The following is a 25,435-nucleotide window of genomic DNA, read 5'->3' as shown; positions in this document are numbered from 1 at the left end:
AAGCAACTTCATGGTATCCAACCGGGTCTATAAACGCGACCGCATGAGATACACGTATGTCTCCAGATTCCTCCAAAGCAGTAAAAATTGAGCCTTCTTCCCTAATGAGAAAATCATTAGGCAAGTAATTCTTTGGGACTTTGTCAACACAATACACAACTGGTTCTCCATTTGCGGTACGGACTCGTTCCATTGAAATAATCGATTGCTCTTCTTTACATTGAAAGCGCTTAATGTCTTCTTCAGTTGGAAGCGATTGCATAGAACTCAAATAAATAGTACCTGGTTCCATACCAACGCTCCTAATCATAGAGGAAACACTTGTAAGCTGTTCAATACCCGAAGTAAAAAAAGGCTTTGAATTGACAAATGTTCCTACTCCATGACGTCTGACAATGACATTTTCTTCTTCCAATAAACGTAGAGCTTCTCTTAAAGTTGCCCGACTTACACCGAGTGATTTGGCTAGTTCAAATTCAGAAGGAAGCTTTTCCTTTTCTTTGAATATGCCATTTTCAATGTCTTCTTTGATTCGATCAATCACTCGAAGGTATAAAGGACGATGATCTACTTTTATTGTCATATAAAAACACCACCATTTTTAGAGAGCAGACCTCTGATGTAAAACTTTCCTACTAATCAGTCATACTATAACACTTTAAAAGTTCAAAATAAATACTTTTATAAATATTTTTACTATTGACTTTACATAAAATTCATGTATTTGTAATGCTTTTGTCATATAGTGTCTTGATCTAAAGCGTTTTTCGAAATAAGCACTTGCCGCGGCTTACTTCCTTCATAAGGTCCTACGATTCCACCCATTTCAAGTTGATCGATGATTCTAGCCGCTCTAGAATAGCCCACTCTAAACCTTCTTTGAATAAGGGAAACCGACGCTGTCTGCATTTCTGTCACCAATTGTGCAGCCTCATCATACAGCTCATCTCTATCTACTTGTTCGTGTGATTCTTCCACTTCATCCGGAATCATTTCTTCCTGATAATTTGCTTTTTGTTGTTCAATGACAAAGTCCACCATACGTTCTACTTCTGCATCTGATAAATAAGCCCCTTGTACACGAACGGGTTTAGAGCTACCAGCCGGTAAAAATAGCATATCTCCTCGACCTAGCAGTTTTTCTGCTCCCCCCATATCCAGTATGGTGCGTGAATCGATTGCAGAAGACACAGCAAATGCAATACGAGAAGGAATATTTGCTTTAATAATCCCGGTAATAACGTCTACACTCGGTCTTTGTGTTGCGATGATCAAATGGATACCCGCTGCGCGTGCCATTTGAGCTAATCGCGTAATGGAATCTTCTACATCACTGGATGCAACCATCATTAAATCCGCTAACTCATCTACGATGACAACAATGTAGGGAAGCTTTGGATGTTTTTCCTCGTTTTCTTCGTTCCATTTATCAATATAATCATTATACCCTTCCATATTTCGTGTCCCGGTATGAGAGAACAGATCATATCGTCTTTCCATTTCCGAAACGATTTTTTTCAATGCTTGGGATGCTTTTCTCGGATCTGTAACTACTGGAGCAAGTAAATGCGGTATTCCATTGTATACATTTAACTCTACCATTTTGGGATCGATCATCATCATTTTTACTTCATGCGGTTTTGCACGCATCATAATACTCGTGATGATCCCATTAATGCACACACTTTTCCCACTACCAGTGGATCCTGCAACTAATAAATGGGGCATTTTATTTAACTGTGCAAGTACGGCTTGTCCTGTTACGTCTCGGCCGAATCCTATGAGTAGTTTTAAATTTGGTTTATTATTTTCTTCTGATTCAAGTACTTCTCGCAAGCTTACAATCGCTACTTCCGTGTTCGGCACTTCTATTCCAATAGCCGATTTACCTGGAATTGGCGCTTCAATACGAATATCTCTCGCAGCAAGTGCCAGCGCTAAATCATCATGTAAACTGACAATTCGGCTTACTTTTACCCCAACATCTGGTAGCACTTCATATTTTGTTACCGCAGGACCTAAATGCACTTCCGTTACTTTTGCTTTGACGCCAAAGCTTAAAAACGTCTTCTCTAATTTTTGTGCATTGGCGTGGAGCGCATTTAACTCCCCACTTTGATCATTATGTTCAGGTGCATCTAGCAGAGTGATTGGTGGCAATTGATAATCTTCGTTCTCTAATTCCTCTGCATCCATATTGATCTCGATTGGTTCGGTTACCTCTTCTGGTGGTTCTACTTTTTCTTCTTTTCGCACAATTCGTTCTGTAAAGGCAGAAATAATCGGCGCTGTAACTTGCTCTACCTCTTCTTGATCACGAATTTTCAAAATTTCCTCGTGCACAGTCACTGCTTCTTCTTGTACCTGTTCTTTCTTAGATCGTCGTGATGTCTTTTTAGCCGGTGCTGGTTTTTTCTTTTTCTTTCTATTTAGTAACTTTTCTCTTACTTTCGGTACTAACTCAACAGCCAACGGTACAAGCGCTTTGTCGCTCCATAATATAATTCCTATTAATAGCAACAGCCAGCCGGCAATCCTCGCTCCGGCGGAATCAAATAAAACATGAAACGAAGCAAACAAAATAGCACCTATTATGCCTCCTCCAAGTGAGCTCGTTTGGTTGGTAATACCTCCACTTTCCACAAGCACACGATAACTTTCCCGTAAAACTGAATTTGTCATTAATCCTTTCCCTTCAAATAATTGTTGGAAAAGAGCTAAGTGACTAAATAACAATAAACTACTTAATATAAAGCCGCTTCCCAATAATAGTCGGTGATTCCATGCGGGAAAATTTTGCTTCATCATAATGATAAGTGCATATACTATAAACATAAATGGTATGGCGATATGCCAGTTTCCAAATAGGAAATAACCCATGTAAGCGAGTCCGCGACCTACTAATCCATATTCAAAAAAGGCAATGATGGCTAGTCCTATAATGAGCAATCCGATAATTTCAAACATAAGTGGATGCATGGATTTTTTTTTCGGTGCTGCTTTTTTTGCTGGTTTTCTCTTCTGTTGTGCCAACAATATCACCTGCTTTCTTTAAAAAAATGTATAAGCGCTTTGACAGAACCCCAAGGGGTACTGTTCTTCTCCGACTTGAATAGATAAGCTTATTTTCTCTTCTCTCTTATAAAAAGGGATTTCCCTCCGTAATCGGAAAGGAAATCCCTCTATTATCCATATTAATATTCCATAATAATCGGGATGATCATTGGACGGCGTTTAGTTTGTTGGAATAAATATGAATTTAGCGTATCACGGATTTCTTGTTTTATGTTTGTCCATTCAAACGTTTCTTTATTCACATATTTCTCAACAATTGTTCGAACTAGTCGTGCCGACTCATCCATCAGTTCCTCTGATTCTCGTACATAGACGAAACCTCTTGAAAGAATTTCTGGACCAGACGCTATTTTCTTTTGCGCGCGGTTCAATGTAACGACTACGATAAAAATACCATCTTGGGAAAGAAGCTTACGGTCACGTAAAACGATATTTCCAACGTCTCCTATACCGATTCCATCAATTAGTACGTTACCTGCTTGTACTCTGCCGCTCATTCGCATTTTGCCGTTTTTATATTCGACAATATCCCCTTTATCGGCGATAAATATTTCGGATTTTGTCATACCAATGTCTTGCGCTACTTTCGAGTGAGCCATTAACATACGATACTCCCCTTGAATCGGGATAAAGTATTTTGGCTTCGTTAAGTTTAGCATCATTTTTAAATCTTCCTGGCTACCATGTCCAGATACATGAACATTTTTACTAGCCGTTAAAACTTTTGCACCTACTTTAGCGATTTGGTTCATCGTTTGGTACATGCCAACTTCCATTCCTGGTGAAGGAGTGAAAGTGATTAATACAGTGTCTGTGTCTTTAATTCTAATATCTTTGTGGTGTTTACGAATCATTTTTTCTAGCGCTTCTAACGGTTCTCCTTGATTGCCGGAGACGATGACAACAACGTTTTCATCTTCATGTTTGGAAATTTCTTTGATCGAAATAAGTGTGTCCTCTTGCACCGTGAAATAACCAAGATCCAATCCAATTTGGAAAGTATTTTCTAAAGTTTTTCCAGCAATCGCTACTTTTTTTCCGGTTTCAGCCGCTTTATCTAACACTTGCTGAATACGGATAAAATTAGATGCATATAAAGCTACTAGAATACGACCACGTGCAGCATGGAATGTTTCGGATAACTGGTTTTCAATTACAGCTTCAGAAGTTGTATATCCTGGTCTTTCCGCTTCTGTTGAATCAGATAAAAGAATAAATACTCCTTCTTCTCCTAATCCAGCGATTTTAGCGATATCCGGACGATACTTTCCTTTCGCTGATTGATCAAATTTAAATTCGCCTGTATGAACGATTGCACCTTCCGACGTATGAAAAACAATTCCAAGTGAATCTGGAATGCTATGTGTTGTGTGGAAGAATGTAACATGCGTACTTTGGAAATTCATACGGCTTTTATTTGTGACTTCGAAATATTTTACCGCTTGTTTCGTAGGTAATGCTTTAATATGCGTTTTTGCCAAAGCAATCGTCAATTTAGAACCATAGACAGGTGCTTGTACTTTTTGCAATAAATACGAAATGGATCCGATTGCATCTTCATGCCCATGCGTCAAGAAGATTCCTTTTACACGGTCCTTGTTCTCTTCTAAATACGTAATATCCGGAATGACGATATCAATTCCAAGCATTTCATTTTCAGGGAACATAAGCCCACTGTCTACTACAAATATTTCTTCATCTATTTCTACTACATACATTGCTTTTCCGATTTCTCCAACTCCACCGAGTGGGATAATGCGGATAAGCTCATTTTTTACTTTAACCAAATCTTTTCCTCCTATTATTAACCCGACCAACATCCACTAGATTTTATTATATCGAACGACGACGATTCACACAAATAAAAAAAAGACGGAAAGAAAAATAAAATGCCCCGAGCGAAGGGTACACTTTAACTTTCCTCAGTCTTTTTAGTAAAAAATTATTTATTTTTCAAGTATTCTTCCCAAATAAGGTCGTATGCTTTTTTCTCGTCCTCTGTCATTTCAACTAGTGGCAATCGAAGTGATCCTACTTCCACTCCTACTTTGGAAAGTGCATATTTCACTACTACTGGATTCGGATGTGCAAACAATCCGTTTATAACTGGTAAAATAGCTTGATGAATTTTAGCCGCTTTTTGATGTTCGCCGGCATGGAATGCTTGTATCATTTCTTGCATATCATCCCCAATTACGTGGGAAGCAACAGAAATAACTCCAACTCCTCCTAGAGCAAGCAGCGGTAGAGTTAACGCATCATCTCCACTATAAACCCGGAAACTTTCATCTGTACCAGCTATAATTTTTGTCATTTGATCTAAATTCCCACTCGCCTCTTTTGCGATTTGAATGGATGGAATTTTACTTAGAGCGATCATGGAATCCGCTTCTAAGTTGACGACCGAACGCCCTGGGATATTATAAACAACAATCGGTAATGTTGTCGCATTTGCAACTGCTTCAAAATGCGCAATCATTCCTCGTTGATTTGGTTTATTGTAATACGGTACAACGAGCATCAGCGCATCTACACCAAGCGCTTCTGCTTTTTGTGACAAGTCAATCGATGCTGCTGTATTATTACTTCCCGTCCCTGCAATAACTGGAACTCGTTTGTTTACTTTTTCTACTACAAACTTAAAGAGTTCTAACTTCTCATCCGTTGATAATGTTGGAGACTCTCCAGTTGTTCCACTAACAACGAGTGATTCCGTTCCAGTAGCTAATAAATGTTCGATTAACTTTTCGGTTGCAATAAAGTCAATGGAACCATCTTCTGAAAACGGTGTAACCATCGCTGTAGAAATATAACCTATATTCATTTTTCTTACACCTCTTTTAAAATACCTTCCTCGATTAATGCTTCTGCAATTTGAATGGAGTTAAGTGCTGCCCCTTTTAATAGATTATCAGACACGATCCACATGTGGAAGCCATTGCTATTAGAAGGATCCTTTCTTATACGTCCAACAAACACATCGTCTTTATCTGTTGCAAAATAAGGCATCGGATATTGCTGTTGTTCAGGCGCATCTTGCAAAGTGATACCCTTTGCATTCGATAGTAATTGTTTCAACTCATCCACTGTTACATCCTCTTTATCTATTTCGATATAAACAGATTCAGAATGACCCGTTACGACAGGTACCCTTACACAAGTCGCTGCAATCGATAGATTAGGAAGTGTCATGATCTTTTTCGTTTCATTCATCATTTTATGCTCTTCATAGGTAAATCCATCTTCCTCAAATACATCAATTTGTGGAATGACATTACCAGCGATTGGATAATGCTTCTCAGCACTTTTAACAGGTAAAATGGCTGGATTCGGCTTTTGTTCTTTTATCGCTTCACTTTGTGTTATTAACTCATCAATCGCCGCTGCTCCTGCTCCTGAAACTGCTTGGTAAGTGGAGACAATAACCTTACTTAGACCATATTCTTTACGAATAGGTTCAAGTGCGGCAACCATCTGAATAGTAGAACAATTTGGATTAGCAATAATCCCTTGATGCTCATGTAACGCTTGTTTGTTTACTTCCGGCACGACAAGTGGTGTGTCTTTATCCATTCGAAAAGCACTTGTATTGTCGACAACGATCGCCCCGCGACTAACTGCTTCTTTTGCAAGTGCTTTTGAAATAGAGCCACCTGCCGAGAAAAAGGCAATATCTACTCCTTCAAATGATGCTGGTGTTGCTTCCTCAAGCGTATATGTTAAACCATTAACCTCCACTTCTTTACCTGAAGAACGTTTGGAAGCTAAAAGCTTTAGCTTTGAATATGGAAAGCTTCTTTCTACTAACTTTTCGATAATTTTTTGACCGACAGCACCTGTCGCTCCTACTACTGCTACTGTGTAACCTTGTGACATAAAAGCTCTCCTCCTAAAATCAAAACATATTGGCGATATTGTATCATATTATACATGAAAATACATCTTTATTTATATTTATGATGAATACGTAATGAGTAAAGGCTGCAATTGTTTTTTCTGAATGGCATGCTCCACAGTAGGTACAATCCTTGTGAAATCAGCGATTAGCGAGTTTGGTTTCGAGTGAGGATTGTCTTGACCGAAAGGTATAAAATAAATATTTTTTGTCGATAAAAGTTTCATAATGTTCATACCATTTAATCCTAATGCATCGTTTGTGGAGATTCCAAGGACTACTGGTTTTCCATTTCGTAAGGTTGCTTTTGCCGCCATTAAAACAGGAGAATCTGTTTGTGCATTTGCCAGTTTACTAATTGAATTTCCAGTCATTGGCGCTATAACCATACAATCGAGCGGATTAGTCGGCCCAAAAGGCTCCGCTTCTACAATTTTGGAAATGACTTTACTGCCACTAGCTGCTTCAATTTTTTCAATCCATTCCTCTCCCGTTCCAAAACGGGTAGCTGCTGTTAATACAGAATACGTGATAATCGGCACGACGACCGCGCCTAAATCCGTAAACTGTTTAATCATTGGTATTACTTCCTCATACGTACAATGAGACGCAGTAATACCAAGACCTATTCTAAGATCCTTTACCACTAGATTTTTCCCCCTTCAAAAAAGCCAAATGATTTTGAACCGATTGGGCGATGAGTAAACCAGCATCTTGTGGAAAATACATGCCAGGTAAACTAGTCGCAAGCGCATAATTAGGCGGGATATTTTCCTCTGTATCGAGTAAACATCCAGGATTTGAGGCAAGATCAAAAACTTGTTTAAACAAGGACGCCTGTGTATTTTCTAGCCATTTGGATGGTATCGTATTGATCAAATAAGCTGACTTATTTTTTTGTTTCTCCAAAACATTATCTAGCGTTTCAATATCATAGCCATAACTTTTTGCTTCAAATAATTGATGCTCCGAGCGCACAGAAATGACCACTTTTGCACCTAAATGATGCAAAGCATGCGCAAGTCTTTTCCCTACTCTTCCGTAGCCTGTAATGATAAATTGCTTATTATAGATTGCTTGTTTTTCATGCGTATAAAAATAATTAGTAAATCCTTCGGCCGTCAAATTTGCATTATCCCAAATATACTGCTCATCTTCTAAATAGGAAAAAACTTCAATGTCTTTACGCTCTATCTCTTGCTCGATTTCCTTATTTTTTTTGCCGACAAATAGAACTTCACAGGAGGCTGGGAGGATAAAAGGACATTCCATTTTAAGTGGTTGAATCGGTAGGAATACAATGTGTGGTTCAAATTGATCGATTGCATTTTTTAGTTCATCATCCCACGTCATGGTGGCCACTAATTTTGTATTTAATTCGTTACTAATTGCAGTGTGAAAGTAGGATAAGCGTAGGTCAGTTCCAATAATGACACACTTTTTTTTCATGAGTAATCACTTGCATCACTGGAGGAGTCTGTTTCATTGAATAAAATACGATCTTTTCCAATAAGGATGATTTCTTTCCAAGCAATAAATTCTTTTTTCTTATTTGCTTTGTTCGCTTGGAAAAAAGATGTCGTCTTTTGAAATACTTCAAAGCCTTCTATTTTACCGGTTTTTGGATTAAAGAGTAGTTCTGTGTCCGCTAACTTCCCGTATCTCGCACCGTCTCTCACTTGTATCAACTCTTTTTCTGCCAGTTCCGAAAGTAACAATCATTTCCCTCCTTATTTCTTTCTATTTATGTATATGCGCATTTTTGAGCAAAGTGAATAAGAAATAAAGCAATCCGCCCTTTTCGTGTAACTTGATGTCTAAAGTTTAGCTGGTGAAGATTTGGTTACTCGTTTGAAAGTGGTGGTAAATAGTGTTAGAGGAATTGCTTACTGATCAGATCCACAATATTACGTATTTCCGTCTATTTGATCCAGAAAATGGCTAAGGACAACCAATTGGTCATTGTAAGCAACTAATTCTAGTCGGAAAGCAACCAATTCTTAAAACAACAAGTTTACTTGGTGTGAGACAGAGATGACAGCGGCTCCTTTTTGTGAACGTTGCGCATATGTACTTCAATGTTGCGAATACCGCACGTTATGTTGCGCATTTATCAAATCTACCCGTGAATAAAAAAACGCCGATCACGATTGATCGGCGTTTTTAGGCATGATAATAGATATTGCTGGCTTGTGTGAAAAGATTTCTTTCGCTAAATCCATGACAGACGTTAGCGTAACTTCATCTATTGTTTCACTTACTTCATCAAGTGAACGATGTTTTCCATATAATAACTCGTTTTTCCCATTGCGGCTCATCCGTGCATTGGTACTTTCCAAGCCCAATAACAAATTCCCTTTTAGTTGTTCTTTTGCACTGGATATTTCGGTTTCTGTTAATCCGTTCTGGATAATGGTTTGAATGGTATCGTTAATGGAAGTCTTCAATTCGTTTAATTGATTGCTAGAAGTGCCACCATAAATTGCAAGTATCCCTGTATCCTCATAGGAAGAATGATAGGAGTAAATGGAGTATGCGAGCCCTTTATCTTCTCGGATTTCTTGGAATAATCTAGAGGACATACTTCCGCCTAAAATATTATTAAGGATGACGAGACTATAAATATTGTCCGCCTTTACACCTAATCCTGGGTAAGCTAAACAAAGATGTGCTTGTTCTGTTTCTCTGCTATTTTGTGTAAAAATGGGTTTCATCACTGGAGTAGCAAAATCAGCATTGTCCTGTCGCTTCTCGTACGTAAATTGACCAAATAGCGATTCAATATATTCGGTGAGACCTTCTGGAATATTACCTGCTATGGAAATAACAACGTTTTCTGGAGTGTAGTGCTTTTCCATATATGATAAAATCATTTCTTTCGTAAAGCTATTCAGTGTTTCCTCTGTTCCTAAAATAGGTGCACCTAGTGGATGATCTCCGTACATTTCTTTCCATAAATACTCATGGACGATATCATCTGGTGTGTCTTCTACCATGTTTATTTCTTCTAAAACGACTTGGCGCTCTTTTTCAATTTCAATAGGGTCAAATACAGAATGAAAGAACATGTCTGCAAGTATCTCGACTGCATGTGATGCGTGATGGTCCAATACTTTTGCGTAATAACAAGTATTTTCTTTCGAGGTGAACGCATTAATATTTCCACCAATACGATCAAACTCTTCCGCTATTTGTTTGGCAGTTCTTTTTTTAGTTCCTTTGAACAACATATGTTCAATAAAATGTGTTAAACCGTTCTCTTCTGGAAGTTCAAACCTAGAACCAGCTTGCACCCAAATTCCAACTGCTACGGAACGCACATGAGGAATTTGTTCTGCAACAATTCGAAGCCCGTTATTACAAGTAATTTTCTTTATCAATATTACACCTCTGTCTATGTTATTCATTAAGTTATTCATGTATTAAAAAAAGTTGCCGTAGTTAATAAATGCTACGGTCAACCTATTTTATCACAATGAACTATTTATTTATTGCTGTTCTTTTTGCTCTTCACGTTCTTTTTCTTCTTTTAATACAACTTTACGTGATAAGTTTACGCGACCTTGATTGTCAATTTCGATTACTTTTACTAGAAGTTCGTCTCCTAGCTTAAGAACATCTTCTACATTTTTCGTACGTTCTTCTTGAATTTCTGAAATGTGTAAGAGACCATCTTTTCCGTTGAATATTTCTACGAAAGCACCAAATTTTTCAATTCGTTTAACTTTTCCTAAATAATATTCGCCTACTTGGGCTACTCGAACGATATCTTCAATGATTTGTTTTGCACGTGCAATCATTTCTTCATCTGGAGATGCAATGTAAATTGTACCATCTTGTTCTGTATCAATTTTTACGCCAGTTTCATCGATGATTTTATTGATCTGTTTACCACCAGGTCCGATTACATCACGGATTTTGTCTGGATTGATTTTGATCATTGTAATTTTTGGTGCATATTTAGATAATTTCTCACGTGGCTCTTTAATTGTTGCAAGCATGCTTTCTAAAATCTGCATACGACCAATTTTCGCTTGTTCTAATGCTTCTTCTAAAATGGCTTTAGATAACCCGTCGATTTTAATGTCCATTTGAAGTGCTGTAATCCCTTTAGAAGTACCAGCAACTTTAAAGTCCATATCTCCTAGGTGATCTTCCATCCCCTGAATATCGGTTAAAATCGTGTAATTTTCGCCTTTTTTTACTAGACCCATTGCAATACCTGCAACAGGAGCTTTTAGTGGAACCCCAGCATCCATCATCGCAAGTGTTGATGCACAAATACTTGCTTGAGATGTTGAACCATTCGATTCTAATACTTCTGCTACTAAACGAAGTGTATATGGGAAATCTGATTCGTTTGGAATTACTGCCTCTAATGCACGCTCACCAAGGGCACCATGTCCGATTTCACGACGACCTGGAGCACGAATTGGACCCGTTTCCCCAACGCTGAACTGCGGGAAATTGTAATGATGCATGAAACGTTTTGTTTCTTCTAAACCAAGACCGTCGATAATTTGCACATCGCCAAGTGGCCCTAAAGTACAAATACTCAATGCTTGTGTTTGTCCACGCGTAAATAAGCCTGAACCATGTGTTCTAGGTAAAATGCCAACTTCAGAAGAAAGCGGACGAATTTCTGCTACTCCACGACCATCTGGACGTACTTTTTCTTCTGTGATCAATCGGCGAACTTCTTCTTTCACCATTGCATCTAAAATTTCTTTTACTTGTTTTAACGTTGCTTCATCTGCTTCTTTTTCTGTATATTGCTCTAATACTTCATTTTTTACTTCTGTAATAGCATCTTCGCGTGCATGTTTTTCTTGTACTTGAATAGCTTGTACAAGTTTTGTTTCGCAAATGCCTTTTACTTCTTCAAAAAGCTCTTTGTCTAGCTCAAAAAGAGGAATTTCTTTTTTCTCTTTTCCTATTTCAGCGACTACTTGTTCTTGGAACTCAATCAATTTAATGATTTCGCTATGACCGAACATAATTGCTTCTAATACGACTTCTTCTGAAACTTCTTTTGCTCCAGCTTCTACCATATTAATCGCGTCTTTTGTTCCCGCAACCGTTAAATCGAGCGTACTTTTTTCCATTTGTTCAACCGTTGGATTAATAATGAATTCTTCCCCTATTAATCCCACTTGAACACCTGCAATTGGTCCATCAAATGGAATGTCTGACACACTAAGTGCTAAAGAAGAACCTAGCATAGCTGCCATCTCAGATGAGCAGTTTTGATCAACGGACATAACGATGGAGATTACTTGTACTTCATTACGGAAACCATCTGGAAATAATGGTCGAATTGGACGGTCGATTAAACGACTAGTTAAGATCGCTCTTTCAGAGGGACGTCCTTCACGTTTAATAAATCCACCAGGAATTTTACCAACAGCGTATAATTTTTCCTCATAATTCACTGTTAATGGGAAGAAATCTAAATTTTTCGGTTGTTTAGAAGCTGTTGCAACAGATAATACACTTGTATCCCCGTATCTAACTAGTACTGCTCCATTTGCTTGCTTTGCAAGTTGTCCAATTTCTACTGATAGCGGACGCCCTGCCCATTCGTACGTAAACACTTTCTTTTCACTCATTTAATCAAAACTCCTCTCAACTTCAAAACTGCTTGAAATAGCGTATATAAAAGTTATATGTATCATAAGTAGTGTATCAAAAAAACTCAAACTATGCGAAGTATTTTACGCACAAGCACCTATGTTAGCGGAATACATGCTAAGCTATCGACATTTTGTCGTAACGGCTGTATAACTTACTTCCTATAGGAGCCTTTCACAAGTAAAAAGGTGTGATTTACCCATCCACACAGCACAAGTTTATAGTTTCATAGACAAAAGAAAAAGCGGGATAAATCCCGCTTTCTTAGGTGGTATCTTATCGACGTAAACCAAGTTTTGCGATTAGCTCACGGTAACGTTGTACTTCGTTTTCACGTAAGTATTTTAACAAGTTACGGCGACGTCCAACCATTTTGAATAGACCACGACGTGAGTGGTGATCTTTCTTGTGTGTACGTAAATGTTCGTTTAAAGAATTGATTTCTTCAGTAAGGATTGCGATTTGAATATCTGCAGATCCTGTATCGCTTTCGTGAGTTCTGAACTCAGCGATCAATTCGTTTTTACGTTCTTGAGTAATTGCCATGTTTGTTTCCTCCTAAAATTCATAATATCCCCTGTTCCTGAGCAATCGTTGGAGAATCGAAAAAGCCAAGGAAAGGTTGAGTACAATTTTGTACTTTTACAGAATAACATATTATTTTATACGAAGCAACAAATTATGCTTGCCCAAAATAATCGATTGCTACTAATTTATCCTTTGTAATTTGTGCCTTTAATTCATCTATCCCGTTGAATTTTTGCTCCGAGCGAATTCGCTTATACCAATGTACGACAACTTCTTCTCCGTAAATAGATTGATTAAAATCAAAAATATGTACTTCAATCGACAGCCTTTTTTCATCGGGATTATTAAAAGTCGGCTTATATCCAACATTACAAACTCCATAATACCATTTTTCTTGGACGCGAATTTTTACTGCGTAAACTCCAGTTGCGGGTGTAAATTGCCCTTCCGTCGGTTGGATGTTCGCTGTTGGAAAGTCGATTGTTCTCCCTCGTTTATCACCATGAACAACAACCCCTGATAACATAAAAGGTCGTCCTAGTAATTCTTTTACGTTTTCCATATTTCCTGCTTTTAGCTCTTCTCTTATTCTAGTAGAGCTAATTTTCTCTCCGGATAGTTCTTGTTTGCCGACGACAGTGACGGTATATTTACCCTCTGAAAGCTGTTCCATGTCCTCCATCGTTCCTTTTCCAAATGCTCCAAATGAAAAATCAAAGCCCGCAGTAACATGCTTCACATTTGCTTGTTTGATAAACGATTCAATGAACTCAGCAGGAGTAAGTCTCGCGAAGTCAGATGTAAAACGCACAACGAAAACCGCATCTACTTGCAGCTCTTTTAAAACTTCTATTTTTTGCTCAAGAGGGGTTATATAAAAAATTTGTTCTTTCCTGCCACCAAGAACTAACGATGGATGAGGATCGAAAGTCATGACTGCCGTTTTAATATTTCGCTCTTTTCCTTTATATAAAGCTTCTTGGATAACCGCCTGATGACCAGTATGTACTCCGTCAAAGAAGCCAATAGCTAAAGCATAGGCATCATTTGTTTCGTTTTTAAATAAATGGTTCGGGTAAGATACGTGATATACTTCCATATTAATCTCCTTTTTTAAGCTGAAAACATTTTTTCTGGTTTCATCATACCATCTTTTGTTGGATGTTTAATATAAATAGCAATCGGATTAGCATTTAATGTGTAGATAATTTTATCATTCATTTCTAATAATGGATGAGATTCTACTACTTGACCGTTTGTAATACTCTTTTTAGTATCATCTGTTATTTCTATGGATGGCCAATGTCCCAAGGCCTCTTTTAACGGTAAAATAGCATGATCAAGTAGATTATTTTCGATCGCTTGTTGTACTTCTTGGAGAGTTAAGCATTGTTCTCTCGTAAAATTTCCTGATGTTGTTCGGACTAATGAAGCCATATGGGCTGGATAACCAAGTAACTCTCCAATTTGTACGGCAAGTGTACGAATATATGTCCCTTTGCTGCATCCTATTTCAATTGTGAACGTGACATTTTCTCCAGAAAATTCTTCTTGTTCATCTAGCAAGATCAGCTTGTAAATCGTTACTTGTCTACTCGGACGTTCTACTTCTTTTCCTTCTCTTGCATATTCATATAGTTTTTTACCGTTCACCTTCACGGCGGAAAACATAGGAGGAGTTTGAGTGATTTCACCAGTCAGCTGTTTAAGAACTTCTAAAATTTGTGCTTTGGAAAAGTGTTTGTCTTCCTTATTTTGTTCGATTATTTCTCCGTCTGCATCCTCAGTAGAAGTAGATGAACCAATAGAAACGGTTGCTATATATGTCTTCCCTTCGTTCATAATATATTCCGATACCTTAGTTGCTTGCCCTAAACAAATAGGCAGCACACCTTCTACACTAGGATCTAATGTTCCTGTATGACCGATTCGTTTCATTTTTAATAGTTTGCGTAGTTTAAATACACAATCGTGAGAAGTCATTCCTTTTTCTTTCCATAACGGAAGTATACCTTCGTACATATCGTTCACCTCTTAGATCAATAATAATATCAAATTCGTTATAGTGCGTAACATAAAGTGACCACGAGCCTTCGCGCTTGCCGTACCTTGCATGAGCCAACTCGTACTGCGCCCGAGTGGGTCTCATGACTTCGGCTCATGCGGCCCGGCGCGCTACGGCATAAGTTGCCATTTTCTAAAAAGGTGTCGTCTAATTTAAGCAATTGTAAGCTGCTACACAATTAATTAAACGCTTATTCACACTTATGTGTGCTAAGTTCGAGAGACGATACTAAATAGCTGGCGAGTTCTTGTGGATTGTAGCGAAAGGGCGGCGACTCCAGCGGGAATAGCGTTAGCCGAAGACCCCGTAGTGCAGCGAGGAGGCTAAGGCAACGCCCGCGGAATGCGTCCGCACTGTAGTGGAAATCCCAATTATATCTAATTATGCTCAATAAAGAACAAAGAAGCCTGCTTGTTGTTTTAAGCAGACTTCTTTGTTTTTTACTCTTCAGATGACTTGTTAATCTGTCTTAGTAAATCATCTATTCGATTACCATAAGCTGCAGACTCGTCAAATTCAAATAAAAGTTCAGGCGTGATACGTAATCTAATACGTTGTCCGATTTCCGAACGGATAAATCCTTTTGCTTTTTCTAAAGCTTTTAACGTATCATCTTTGTTTCCATCAAGGACAGTTACATAAATTGTCGCTTGCTGTAAATCACCTGTTACTGCAACATCCGTTACCGTAACAAATCCGATACGAGGATCTTTTAGTTTTCGACCAATAATATCGCCTAACTCTTTTTTCATTTGTTCCGCAACTCGGTTAGCGCGCATCGACATGATGGCTACACCTCATTTTCTATCATAAATGTTCTTGTCTTATATCAATGCATTCCCATTCCGGAAAAGATTCTAAATGGTTGATCGCATGTGTAAGCTCCCGCTTTGCAGCATCCTTCCCAGACGCCACACATACAATCCCAATAGTCGTCCGTTGCCATACATCTTGATGATCAATTTCCGAAATAGAAACATTGAACTTTTGTTTCGTGCGAGAGAGCGTTCGTTGAAGAACTGCTCTTTTTTCTTTCAAGGAATGTGCAGTAGGAATGAGAAAATCACACTCTGCATATACAATCATTATCGTTTAATCTCTTCCATAACGTATGCTTCGATAATGTCGCCTTCTTTTATATCATTGAAGTTTTTAATCGTAATACCACATTCGTATCCTTTAGCCACTTCTTTTGCATCGTCCTTGAAACGTTTTAATGTATCTAATTCCCCTTCAAAAATAACGATAGAGTCACGGATAATACGAACACCGCTATCTCTTGTAATTTTACCGTCAATTACATAAGAACCAGCAATCGTTCCAACTTTCGATACTTTAAATGTTTCACGAACTTCTGCTTGACCAATAATTTTCTCTTGGAATTCAGGATCAAGTAATCCTTTCATCGCAAATTCAATTTCTTCGATTACTTTATAAATAACGCGGTGTAAACGAATATCTACACCTTCTTGGTCTGCTGCACGTTTAGCATTTGTATCTGGACGTACATTGAATCCGATGACGATTGCGTTAGAAGCAGCTGCAAGCGTAATATCTGATTCAGTAATAGCTCCTGCACCAGTGTGAATGATTCGAACATTTACACCTTCTACTTCAATTTTCATAAGAGAAGCAGCCATTGCTTCCACTGTACCTTGTACGTCTGCTTTTACGATTAAGTTAAGCTCTTTCATTTCCCCTTGTTTCATTTGATCAAATAAATTGTCTAATGTCACACGAGCTTTTTCAGAGCGTTGGTTAACTTGCGCATGAGAAGCACGTGTTTCCCCAACTTGTCGAGCAGTTTTCTCGTCTTCAAACACGACAAAACGGTCTCCTGCTTGTGGTACTTCATTTAACCCCGTAATTTCTACCGGTGTAGATGGACCTGCTGATTTAACACGACGTCCTAAATCATTTACCATTGCACGTACACGCCCATATGCATGACCTACAACAATCGGATCTCCAACATTAAGTGTTCCATCTTGTACTAATAGTGTTGCAACTGACCCTCTACCTTTATCAAGTTGAGCTTCAATAACTGAACCTATTGCAAGACGTTTTGGATTTGCAGTTAGTTCTCCAACTTCAGATACTAATAATACCATTTCCAGTAGATTATCAATTCCTTCGCCTTTTAAAGCAGAAATCGGAACGAAAATCGTTTCCCCGCCCCATGCTTCAGGAACTAAACCATGTTCAGTTAGCTCTTGCATTACACGGTCTGGGTTTGCAGCTGGTTTATCCATTTTGTTTACTGCAACGATAATTGGTACTTCCGCAGCTTTGGCGTGATTGATCGCTTCAACTGTTTGTGGCATAACCCCATCATCAGCTGCAACTACAAGAATCGTAATATCCGTTATTTTTGCTCCACGTGCACGCATTGTTGTAAACGCAGCATGTCCTGGTGTATCTAGGAATGTAATTTTTTTGCCGTTTTCTACTACTTGGTAGGCACCGATATGTTGTGTAATACCACCTGCTTCACCAGCCGTAACTTTCGTATGACGGATGGAGTCTAGTAAAGTTGTTTTCCCGTGGTCAACATGTCCCATAATAGTTACAACTGGTGGACGTTCTGATAAGTTTGCTGTGTCTTCTTCAGAATTTTCGAAGTGTACTTCTAAATCAGTAATATCGATTTTAATTTCTTCTTCTACTTCTACCCCGTAGTCTGCACAAATTAACTCAATTGCATCCTTATCCAATTCTTGGTTAATGGTTGCCATTACACCAAGTAAAAATAATTTTTTAATAATTTCAGCTGGTTCACGACCAAGTTTTTTCGCTAACTCCATTACTGTTAATGACTCAGTAAATGTAATTTTTTCAGGAAGTTCTCTTTCTTTCCTTGGAACTGGTGGTTGAACAGGCGTTGTTGGGCCTTTTCTTCTTTTTTGGAATTTTTGGCCTGGTCTGTTTTGTCCACCCGGTCTATTTTGGCCGCCTGGTCGGTTATTCCCGCCTGGGCGATTATTGTTATTAAAAGGTTTTTTATCTTTTGATTGGTTGTTTGAGCCTTGACTAGCATTCCCTTGAGATGGTCTTGCTGCTCCTTGGTTTGCCGGTCTTGATTGGTTTTGGTTTGCTGGTCTTGATTGTGATTGGCCAGCTGGTTTTGCTTGTGATTGATTTTGAGCTGGTTTGCTAGGTTTAGCTGTAGACTTTTTATAAATACCGTCTAGTTTTTGGACAGCATCTCCTTCAAGCATAGCCATATGATTCTTCACTTGAATATTAAGCTTTCCTAGTTGCTCTATAACTTCTTTACTCGATTTATCTATTTGTTTCGCGTATTCATGAACTCTGATTTTAGTCATTCGCTCACCCCCGGTTATATTCGTTGAGAAGGCCGGACAGTTTTTTAGCGAAACCGTCATCCATAATGGCTATTGCCACCCTGGCCTCTTTTCCCGTCGCATGTCCGAGATCGTGCCGGTCTCCAAAGACATGCAGCTCAACGTTAAAAGATGCACATTTATCATTCAATTTTTTCGCTGTATTGCCAGAAGCATCAGATGCTAAAATGACAAGTTTAGCTTTTTTGCTTCTAATTTCTTTGACGACTAACTCTTCACCAGATATCGTTTTTCTTGCGCGAGTTGCAAGTCCAAGTAGTTGGGTAATCTGCTGCTCTATCGTCATTTTAGTTTTTCTCTTTCAATGATCACGATCAATTCATCATATATTTCATTTGGAATTGTAGCTTCTAAATGATTGGCTAGCGAATTTTTCTTTTTCGCTTGGTTTACCGCTTCGATCGTTTTAGATACGTATGCGCCACGACCTGATTTTTTTCCAGTCAAATCGACCGTAACTTCGCCTTCTTTTGAACGAACGATGCGAATCATTTCCTTTTTCGGGAACATTTCACCAGTAGCAACACATTTACGTAATGGTATTTTCTTTTGAATCGCCATACAAGCTCACCATCCTTGCTTATTCTTACTCTTCGTCTTTATAAAAATCGAAGTCATCCATCTCATCATCGAAGCTTTCTAAAACAACTTCGGGAGAGTTTTCATTCGGATAAATCCCTAATTCTCTTGCATCTGTTTCGCTTTTAATATCAATTTTCCAGCCTGTTAATTTGGCTGCAAGTCTAGCATTTTGGCCTCTTTTTCCAATTGCAAGAGAAAGTTGATAATCTGGAACAACGACTGTAGTAGATTTCTCTTCTTCGTTCACTTGTACATCCAATACTTTGGAAGGACTAAGTGCATTAGCAACGAAAACTACTGGATCTTCTGACCATTCTACAATGTCGATTTTTTCTCCACTTAACTCATTTACAATCGTTTGTACTCGAGCACCTTTTGCCCCAACACAAGAACCTACTGGATCGATTTCTTCGTTATGCGCATAAACGGATATTTTAGAGCGATCTCCTGCTTCACGTGCAATCGATTTGATCTCAACGATACCTTCGAAGATTTCTGGAACTTCCATTTCAAACAAGCGGCGAAGGAAGCCCGGGTGTGTTCTTGAAACAAACACTTGAGGTCCTCTAGAAGTTCGTTCCACTTTCGTAATATACACTTTAATACGATCATGTGGACGATACGTTTCCGTTTGAATTTGTTCATTTGCAGGAAGCACTGCTTCTACTTTACCTAAACCAACGTAAATATTACGTGCATCTAAACGCTCAACGATCCCATTGACAATATCGTCTTCACGATCTACATATTCTTCGTAAATAAGCCCTCGTTCCGCTTCGCGTACACGTTGTGTTACAACTTGTTTCGCAGTTTGAGCGGCAATACGACCAAAATTACGAGGAGTCACTTCTTCTTCCACGACATCCCCAATAGTATAATGTGGATTGATCGCTCTTGCGTCCTCTAGTGAAATTTGTAAGCGATCATCTGTTACTTCTTCCACTACATCTTTACGAGAATAAACAAGCATCGTTCCCACTGCCAAATTAATATCTACACGCACATTTTGCGCTTGGTTAAAGTTTCGTTTATACGCAGTTACTAATGCTGCTTCGATTGCTTCAATCAGCACATCTCTTGCAATTCCTTTTTGTTTTTCGAGCGCTGTTAACGCATCTAATAGATCACTACTCATAGCTATCACTCCTCAATATACATTATGCAGAGAAATCGATTGCTAAACGAGCAAGCGCAATTTTCTCTTTATCAATTTGAATTTTTACTCTTCTAGTTTTCACACGAACCTCTATTAATGCGCCTTCTTCTACTGAAAAGGAAAGTAATGTCCCTTCAAATTCCTTTGCACCATTTATAGGTTCATACGTTTTAATGAAAACATATTTTCCGACTGCCGCGATAAAATCAGCGTCTTTTTTAAGCGGTCTCTCTGCTCCTGGTGAAGAAACTTCTAAGAAATAGTTTTCCTTAATCGGGTCGACAACATCTAATGTTTCACTTAGTTTTTCACTAACTTGAGCACATTGTTCAATATCTATACCACCAGTCGGTGTATCTATATAGATTCGTAAAAACCAATCGCGACCTTCTTTTACATATTCAATGTCAATAAGCTCTAGGTTCAACTCTTGTAAAATAGGCGTTACAAGGTTCTCAATTTCACTGGTAATATTACTCATATAAGCCTCCTACACCACAATGATTTTCTATATAACAACAGAAAAGAGCGGGAAATCCCACTCTTTCGTCACAGAACTATGAAACATTGGTAGTTTTATATTACCATACATCCTGCTTTCATGCAAATTGTGAAGAAATGCGCAAGCACCTACGTCTGCTCCGACGGGCAAATGGAGATGTGGTAGGTCTGCAAAGTGCGCCACATCCTGTGGCAAAGCAGACATGACCCGCATCGTGCGGGCCCAGGAGGCAGCTCCTAAGCCACCACAAGCGATTTGGTTTGTGACGACCTTTGCGCAGGAGTAGCTAAGCTTATGTTATTGACTCAAAACAACGATAACTGATTAGCTTCTGGAAGACCTTCTAAACAGCCCATTAAATCCATATATTCAATAATCGTTTTAGAAACTCGCCCTCTTTGCTGCAAGTCCTCTTTCGACAAAAATTCACCATCTAGTCTTGCTTTGGTGATTTGGATCGCAACGTTTGTTCCAAGACCAGGAATCGCATTAAAAGGTGGAATAAGCGTGTTTCCTTCAATTGTAAACTCTGCTGCTTTAGATTTGTATAAATCTACTTTTTGCATTTTAATGCCGCGCTCCGACATTTCCAGTGCAATTTCAAGTACAGTAAGTAAACTTTTTTCTTTTGGAGCGGCATCGAGTCCTTTAGCGTTGATTTCATCTAATTTTGCTCGCATTGTTTGCGATCCATTCACCATGGAGATTAAGTCGAAATCAGAAGCTCGAACCGTAAAGTACGCTGCATAATATAGTATCGGAAAATGTACTTTAAAATATGCGATACGAACTGCCATTAATACATAAGCAGCGGCATGGGCTTTCGGGAACATATACTTGATCTTTTTACAGGATTCAATATACCAATTAGCTACACCTTTTGCTTTCATTTCCGATTCGAACTCTGGTGTTAACCCTTTCCCTTTTCGAACCGATTCCATTATTTTAAATGCTAACGAAGGTTCCAGACCTTGATAGATCAAATAAACCATAATGTCATCCCGACAACCAATTACATCGGATAATTGACATGTTCCATCTTGGATAAGTTCCTGTGCATTTCCAAGCCATACATCGGTTCCATGAGAAAGGCCCGATATTTGGACAAGTTCTGAGAACGTCGATGGTTTCGTCTCTTCTAACATTTGCCGAACGAATCGTGTACCGAACTCCGGAATACCTAGTGTGCCAGTTTTACAATCTATTTGCTCTTCAGTTACACCTAATGATTCAGTTCCGCTAAATATTTTCATCACTTCTGGATCATCCGTAGGAATCGTTTTCGGATCAATTCCAGATAAATCTTGAAGCATCCGAATAACCGTTGGATCATCGTGCCCTAGAATATCGAGCTTCAATAAATTATCATGGATAGAGTGGAAGTCGAAATGGGTTGTTTTCCATTCAGAATCTTGCGCATCTGCTGGGAATTGAATTGGTGAGAAATCAAAAATATCCATATAATCGGGAACTACAATAATTCCCCCTGGATGCTGACCAGTCGTTCGCTTCACTCCAGTACAGCCTTGCACTAACCGATCGATTTCTGCTCCTCGCATCGTTAAATTATTGTCATTCATATACCCTCGAACATATCCGTAAGCCGTTTTTTCCGCAACTGTTCCGATTGTACCTGCCCGGAAGACATAATCTTCTCCGAAAAGCTCTTTCGTGTAGTTATGAGCTACTGGTTGATACTCACCGCTGAAATTCAAATCGATATCTGGAACTTTATCTCCTTTAAATCCAAGGAATGTTTCGAACGGAATATCCTGACCATCTTTAACATACGGTGTATCACATTTTTCACAAGACTTATTCGGCAAGTCAAACCCAGAACCGACGGAACCATCTTGGAAAAACTCCGAATGCTGACATTTCGGACAAACATAATGCGGTGGTAACGGATTTACTTCCGTAATTTCAGTCAATGTAGCGACCAATGAAGATCCAACCGATCCACGAGAACCAACCAAGTATCCATCATCAAGTGATTTTTTCACCAGTTTATGTGAAATTAAATAAATAACCGCAAATCCATGTCCAATAATCGAAGTTAGTTCCTTCTCTATACGAGCCTCTACGATCTCAGGTAATTCTTCTCCATAAATCTCTTTAGCTTTGGAATAAGTTAATGATCTAACCTCATCATCTGCTCCTTCAATTTTCGGAGTATATAAATCATCTTTAATCGGTTTAATCTCTTCAATCGAATCTGCAATCTTATTTGGGTTCGTAATGACAATTTCTTTCGCCAATTCATCTCCAAGGAATGAAAATGCATCTAGCATTTCATTTGTCGTACGAAAATGCACTTTAGGCAGCTTATGACGATTCAATGGATTCGCCCCGCCTTGAGAGTTTATTAAAATCTTTCTGAAAATCGCGTCATTTTCATGCAAGTAATGAACATTACCCGTTGCTACTACTGGGAGGTTTAGCTTTTTACCTAGTTTAATCATCTTACGGATAATATCTTCCAAATTCCATTCATCACGCACGAGCTCAAGTTCTAATAAGTGACTATACACTTCTTTTGGATGTATTTCTAAGTAGTCATAGAACTTTGCAATTTCCTCCACTTGCTCCAACGGTTTTTGCATGAGCCCCTCAAAAACTTCTCCTTTATCACAGCCCGAGCCAATGATTAATCCTCCTCGATGCTTTTGTAATACGGATCGTTTAATTCTTGGTACACGATAAAATGTCGTCGTATGCGAAAGCGAAACTAATTTAAATAAGTTTTTAAGTCCTTCGTCATTCACTGCTAAAATCGTACAATGAGACGGTCTTGCTCTTTTATAGGAATCCCCTTGTCCAATATGCTTGTTGAAATCATCATGATATTCGATATCTTTTTCTTCTGCTTCCTTCAATAAATGAAGGAGTAAATAACCCGTTGCTTCACAGTCAAATATAGCTCGGTGGGCTTGTGTTAACTCAATGTTAAATTTCTTCGCCAGAGAACCGAGTCGATGAGTTTTAAGCTCCGGATGTAAAAATCTTGCCAGCTCCAACGTATCAATAACAGGATGTGTGAAATGATCAATGCCGCAACGACGATAGCCCTCATATAAAAAGCCCATATCAAATGAGGCGTTATGAGCAACAATAATTCCGTCACCAATGAATTCATAAAAATCTTTAATAACATCTTCAATCTCCGGCGCATTTTGAACCATCTCATCCGTTATTCCGGTTAACTCAATAGTTGTAGCGGAAAGAGCATGATGCGGATTTGCAAAGCGTTCAAATTTATCAATGATATTTCCGTTTTTCATTTTGACTGCAGCAAGCTCGATTATTTTATCGTATGTTGCCGATAAACCAGTCGTCTCTACGTCAAAAACAATATACGTGGCATCTTCGAGTCGGGTATGTTGTTCATCATAAGCAATCGGAACACCGTCATGCACTAGATTGGCTTCTAGTCCATATAAAATTTTGATGCCATTCTTTTTACCGGCTGCATATGCTTCCGGAAACGATTGAACGTTTGCATGGTCGGTAATAGCAATCGCCTTATGTCCCCATTTTGCTGCTTGGGACACGATAGAAGAAACAGAGGACACTGCATCCATTGCACTCATCGGGGAGTGCATATGTAACTCTACTCGTTTTTCAGTTGCCGTATCGTGTCGCACTACAGGATTTATCTCTGACATATCTTGAGCCATTATAATTAGATCTCGAACGAATGTGTCATTTTGTACAGATCCTCTTACTTTTATCCACATTCCTTTTTGAAGGCGAGACATCATCTGTGCATCTTCTTTATCACGCGAGAACATCTTTACAAGAATCGAATCTGTATAGTCCGTTACTTTTGCTGTTAGAAGCGAGCGTCCACTTCGCAACTCTTTTACTTCAACGTCAAATACAAAACCTTCGATCGTTACTCTTCTCTCTTCGTCTTGAATCGTTCGTATTTCTAAAATTGGTTCTTCTTTCTTCAGCGGAACACCTAGCTGGAAAGGTCCATCTGCAACGTTGTCTCCAGCTTCTTGACGATTTTGTTCTCGGTTTTGCAAGTCTAACAATGCTTTTTTCCCGAGCGCCTCTTCTTCTATTCGTCGCTGCTCCAAAAATGCCATCTGTGCTTCAGCTACCGCTTCCGTGTTTTCTACTACCCGAAAATCAATCCCTACTTTCGGAAACCCAAAACTCTCGTAAATAGAACTGATCATCTCTATATATTTCTTTTTGAATGTACGTAACTCTAAATCATTCCCACATGTTAGTTGAATCATTTGGCCATTCCACACTGGCTCTTGCTTTTCTAGACAATCTTTTAGTGGCGGTGACATGTCACTTAATTCTTTTAGTACGCTTGTCCAATATTGTTTTACTAATTCATCGGTCACGTCTGTATGATCACTCGAAATCGTTAAAATAACATTCGCTATGCCTGCAAACTTTTCTTGCAAGCGAGTTTGTAAAATAGTGTATATATTAATTGGCAAAATAGTTGGTAATTGAATTTGGAATTGCCACTTTCTTATTTTTTTATGCACTGTAAATCTATTAATGGATGCATGTTCAAAATATTTGACGAAAGAATCCTCTGTTAATTCGAGCTGTTGCAGCAATAAGTGCATTCTCATTTTACCATCTTGCATAGTGATTCCCTCCTTCA

At 38.6% G+C, this 25,435-nt stretch carries 21 protein-coding genes; all 21 read right to left on the bottom strand.

Annotated elements, in window-relative coordinates; genetic code table 11:
* A partial coding sequence (locus tag FG382_RS05120; RefSeq protein WP_142537812.1) for a GntR family transcriptional regulator occupies positions 1–583 on the bottom strand: 583 nt, incomplete at its 3' end.
* 155 nt (positions 584–738) lie between these two features.
* A complete protein-coding gene (locus tag FG382_RS05115) occupies positions 739–2,979 on the bottom strand; it encodes a DNA translocase FtsK (RefSeq protein WP_280525882.1) in 2,241 nt (746 codons plus the stop codon).
* A 215-nt stretch (positions 2,980–3,194) separates the two neighbouring features.
* A complete protein-coding gene (locus FG382_RS05110) occupies positions 3,195–4,862 on the bottom strand; it encodes a ribonuclease J (protein ID WP_142537810.1) in 1,668 nt (555 codons plus the stop codon).
* Between the two features lie 155 nt (positions 4,863–5,017).
* Entirely contained in the window at positions 5,018–5,899 is an 882-nt protein-coding gene (gene dapA, locus FG382_RS05105) for a 4-hydroxy-tetrahydrodipicolinate synthase (RefSeq protein ID WP_142537809.1), read from the bottom strand.
* A 5-nt stretch (positions 5,900–5,904) separates the two neighbouring features.
* Positions 5,905–6,951 carry an aspartate-semialdehyde dehydrogenase gene (locus FG382_RS05100; protein WP_142537808.1) on the bottom strand — a complete coding sequence of 349 codons (1,047 nt, stop codon included), beginning with the start codon at positions 6,949–6,951 and terminating at the stop codon, positions 5,905–5,907.
* A gap of 78 nt (positions 6,952–7,029) precedes the next feature.
* Positions 7,030–7,617: a dipicolinate synthase subunit B gene (locus FG382_RS05095; protein WP_142537807.1), complete on the bottom strand. Its 588-nt coding sequence runs from the start codon at positions 7,615–7,617 to the stop codon at positions 7,030–7,032.
* Positions 7,601–8,419: an NAD(P)-dependent oxidoreductase gene (locus FG382_RS05090; RefSeq protein WP_142537806.1), complete on the bottom strand. Its 819-nt coding sequence runs from the start codon at positions 8,417–8,419 to the stop codon at positions 7,601–7,603. The genes FG382_RS05095 and FG382_RS05090 overlap by 17 nt, the downstream gene beginning before the upstream one ends.
* Complete coding sequence (locus FG382_RS05085) at positions 8,416–8,688, bottom strand: YlmC/YmxH family sporulation protein (protein ID WP_142537805.1); 273 nt, start codon at positions 8,686–8,688, stop codon at positions 8,416–8,418. The genes FG382_RS05090 and FG382_RS05085 overlap by 4 nt, the downstream gene beginning before the upstream one ends.
* A gap of 426 nt (positions 8,689–9,114) precedes the next feature.
* Positions 9,115–10,350 (bottom strand): M16 family metallopeptidase, encoded by a 1,236-nt coding sequence (locus FG382_RS05080; protein WP_142537804.1) that lies wholly within the window; start codon positions 10,348–10,350, stop codon positions 9,115–9,117.
* 108 nt (positions 10,351–10,458) lie between these two features.
* On the bottom strand, positions 10,459–12,579 hold the full coding sequence (pnp, locus tag FG382_RS05075; RefSeq protein ID WP_142537803.1) for a polyribonucleotide nucleotidyltransferase: 2,121 nt from the start codon (positions 12,577–12,579) through the stop codon (positions 10,459–10,461).
* 298 nt (positions 12,580–12,877) lie between these two features.
* The gene (gene rpsO, locus FG382_RS05070) at positions 12,878–13,147 is read right to left on the bottom strand and encodes a 30S ribosomal protein S15 (RefSeq protein WP_053589935.1); all 270 of its coding nucleotides are present in this window, start codon (positions 13,145–13,147) and stop codon (positions 12,878–12,880) included.
* A 133-nt stretch (positions 13,148–13,280) separates the two neighbouring features.
* Positions 13,281–14,228, bottom strand: coding sequence for a riboflavin biosynthesis protein RibF (gene ribF, locus FG382_RS05065; RefSeq protein WP_142537802.1), 948 nt, complete (start codon positions 14,226–14,228; stop codon positions 13,281–13,283).
* Between the two features lie 14 nt (positions 14,229–14,242).
* Entirely contained in the window at positions 14,243–15,151 is a 909-nt protein-coding gene (truB, locus tag FG382_RS05060) for a tRNA pseudouridine(55) synthase TruB (RefSeq protein WP_142537801.1), read from the bottom strand.
* A gap of 483 nt (positions 15,152–15,634) precedes the next feature.
* Complete coding sequence (rbfA, locus tag FG382_RS05055) at positions 15,635–15,979, bottom strand: 30S ribosome-binding factor RbfA (RefSeq protein ID WP_142537800.1); 345 nt, start codon at positions 15,977–15,979, stop codon at positions 15,635–15,637.
* A gap of 22 nt (positions 15,980–16,001) precedes the next feature.
* Complete coding sequence (locus tag FG382_RS05050; RefSeq protein ID WP_142537799.1) at positions 16,002–16,280, bottom strand: DUF503 domain-containing protein; 279 nt, start codon at positions 16,278–16,280, stop codon at positions 16,002–16,004.
* Complete coding sequence (gene infB, locus FG382_RS05045) at positions 16,280–18,520, bottom strand: translation initiation factor IF-2 (protein ID WP_142537798.1); 2,241 nt, start codon at positions 18,518–18,520, stop codon at positions 16,280–16,282. Before infB ends, FG382_RS05050 begins: the two co-directional genes overlap by 1 nt.
* A 4-nt stretch (positions 18,521–18,524) precedes the next feature.
* Positions 18,525–18,845, bottom strand: coding sequence for a YlxQ family RNA-binding protein (locus FG382_RS05040; RefSeq protein ID WP_142537797.1), 321 nt, complete (start codon positions 18,843–18,845; stop codon positions 18,525–18,527).
* Entirely contained in the window at positions 18,842–19,120 is a 279-nt protein-coding gene (gene rnpM, locus FG382_RS05035) for an RNase P modulator RnpM (protein ID WP_142537796.1), read from the bottom strand. Before rnpM ends, FG382_RS05040 begins: the two co-directional genes overlap by 4 nt.
* Before the next feature lie 25 nt (positions 19,121–19,145).
* Complete coding sequence (gene nusA, locus FG382_RS05030) at positions 19,146–20,276, bottom strand: transcription termination factor NusA (RefSeq protein ID WP_142537795.1); 1,131 nt, start codon at positions 20,274–20,276, stop codon at positions 19,146–19,148.
* A gap of 22 nt (positions 20,277–20,298) precedes the next feature.
* On the bottom strand, positions 20,299–20,778 hold the full coding sequence (rimP, locus tag FG382_RS05025) for a ribosome maturation factor RimP (RefSeq protein WP_142537794.1): 480 nt from the start codon (positions 20,776–20,778) through the stop codon (positions 20,299–20,301).
* Between the two features lie 326 nt (positions 20,779–21,104).
* Complete coding sequence (locus FG382_RS05020) at positions 21,105–25,418, bottom strand: PolC-type DNA polymerase III (protein WP_142537793.1); 4,314 nt, start codon at positions 25,416–25,418, stop codon at positions 21,105–21,107.
* Positions 25,419–25,435 lie beyond the last annotated feature (17 nt).

Origin of the sequence: Psychrobacillus lasiicapitis (genome assembly GCF_006861795.1) — a bacterium.
In the GTDB taxonomy this organism is placed as follows: domain Bacteria; phylum Bacillota; class Bacilli; order Bacillales_A; family Planococcaceae; genus Psychrobacillus; species Psychrobacillus lasiicapitis.
The sequence above is the reverse complement of the archived record's forward strand: the minus strand, read 5'-3'. Positions and strand labels throughout refer to the sequence as shown.

Bases quoted from the DNA above. Each gene is read 5' to 3' on its own strand.
- rbfA (WP_142537800.1), bottom strand. From the start codon at position 15,979: ATGTCGATGCGCGCTAACCGAGTTGCGGAACAAATGAAAAAAGAGTTA.
- pnp (WP_142537803.1), bottom strand. From the start codon at position 12,579: ATGAGTGAAAAGAAAGTGTTTACGTACGAATGGGCAGGGCGTCCGCTA.
- ribF (WP_142537802.1), bottom strand. From the start codon at position 14,228: ATGGAAGTATATCACGTATCTTACCCGAACCATTTATTTAAAAACGAA.
- FG382_RS05050 (WP_142537799.1), bottom strand. From the start codon at position 16,280: ATGATTGTATATGCAGAGTGTGATTTTCTCATTCCTACTGCACATTCC.
- FG382_RS05040 (WP_142537797.1), bottom strand. From the start codon at position 18,845: ATGACGATAGAGCAGCAGATTACCCAACTACTTGGACTTGCAACTCGC.
- FG382_RS05020 (WP_142537793.1), bottom strand. From the start codon at position 25,418: ATGCAAGATGGTAAAATGAGAATGCACTTATTGCTGCAACAGCTCGAA.
- infB (WP_142537798.1), bottom strand. From the start codon at position 18,520: ATGACTAAAATCAGAGTTCATGAATACGCGAAACAAATAGATAAATCG.
- rimP (WP_142537794.1), bottom strand. From the start codon at position 20,778: ATGAGTAATATTACCAGTGAAATTGAGAACCTTGTAACGCCTATTTTA.
- nusA (WP_142537795.1), bottom strand. From the start codon at position 20,276: ATGAGTAGTGATCTATTAGATGCGTTAACAGCGCTCGAAAAACAAAAA.
- FG382_RS05090 (WP_142537806.1), bottom strand. From the start codon at position 8,419: ATGAAAAAAAAGTGTGTCATTATTGGAACTGACCTACGCTTATCCTAC.
- rpsO (WP_053589935.1), bottom strand. From the start codon at position 13,147: ATGGCAATTACTCAAGAACGTAAAAACGAATTGATCGCTGAGTTCAGA.
- FG382_RS05115 (WP_280525882.1), bottom strand. From the start codon at position 2,979: ATGCATCCACTTATGTTTGAAATTATCGGATTGCTCATTATAGGACTA.
- dapA (WP_142537809.1), bottom strand. From the start codon at position 5,899: ATGAATATAGGTTATATTTCTACAGCGATGGTTACACCGTTTTCAGAA.
- truB (WP_142537801.1), bottom strand. From the start codon at position 15,151: ATGTACGAAGGTATACTTCCGTTATGGAAAGAAAAAGGAATGACTTCT.
- rnpM (WP_142537796.1), bottom strand. From the start codon at position 19,120: ATGGCGATTCAAAAGAAAATACCATTACGTAAATGTGTTGCTACTGGT.
- FG382_RS05100 (WP_142537808.1), bottom strand. From the start codon at position 6,951: ATGTCACAAGGTTACACAGTAGCAGTAGTAGGAGCGACAGGTGCTGTC.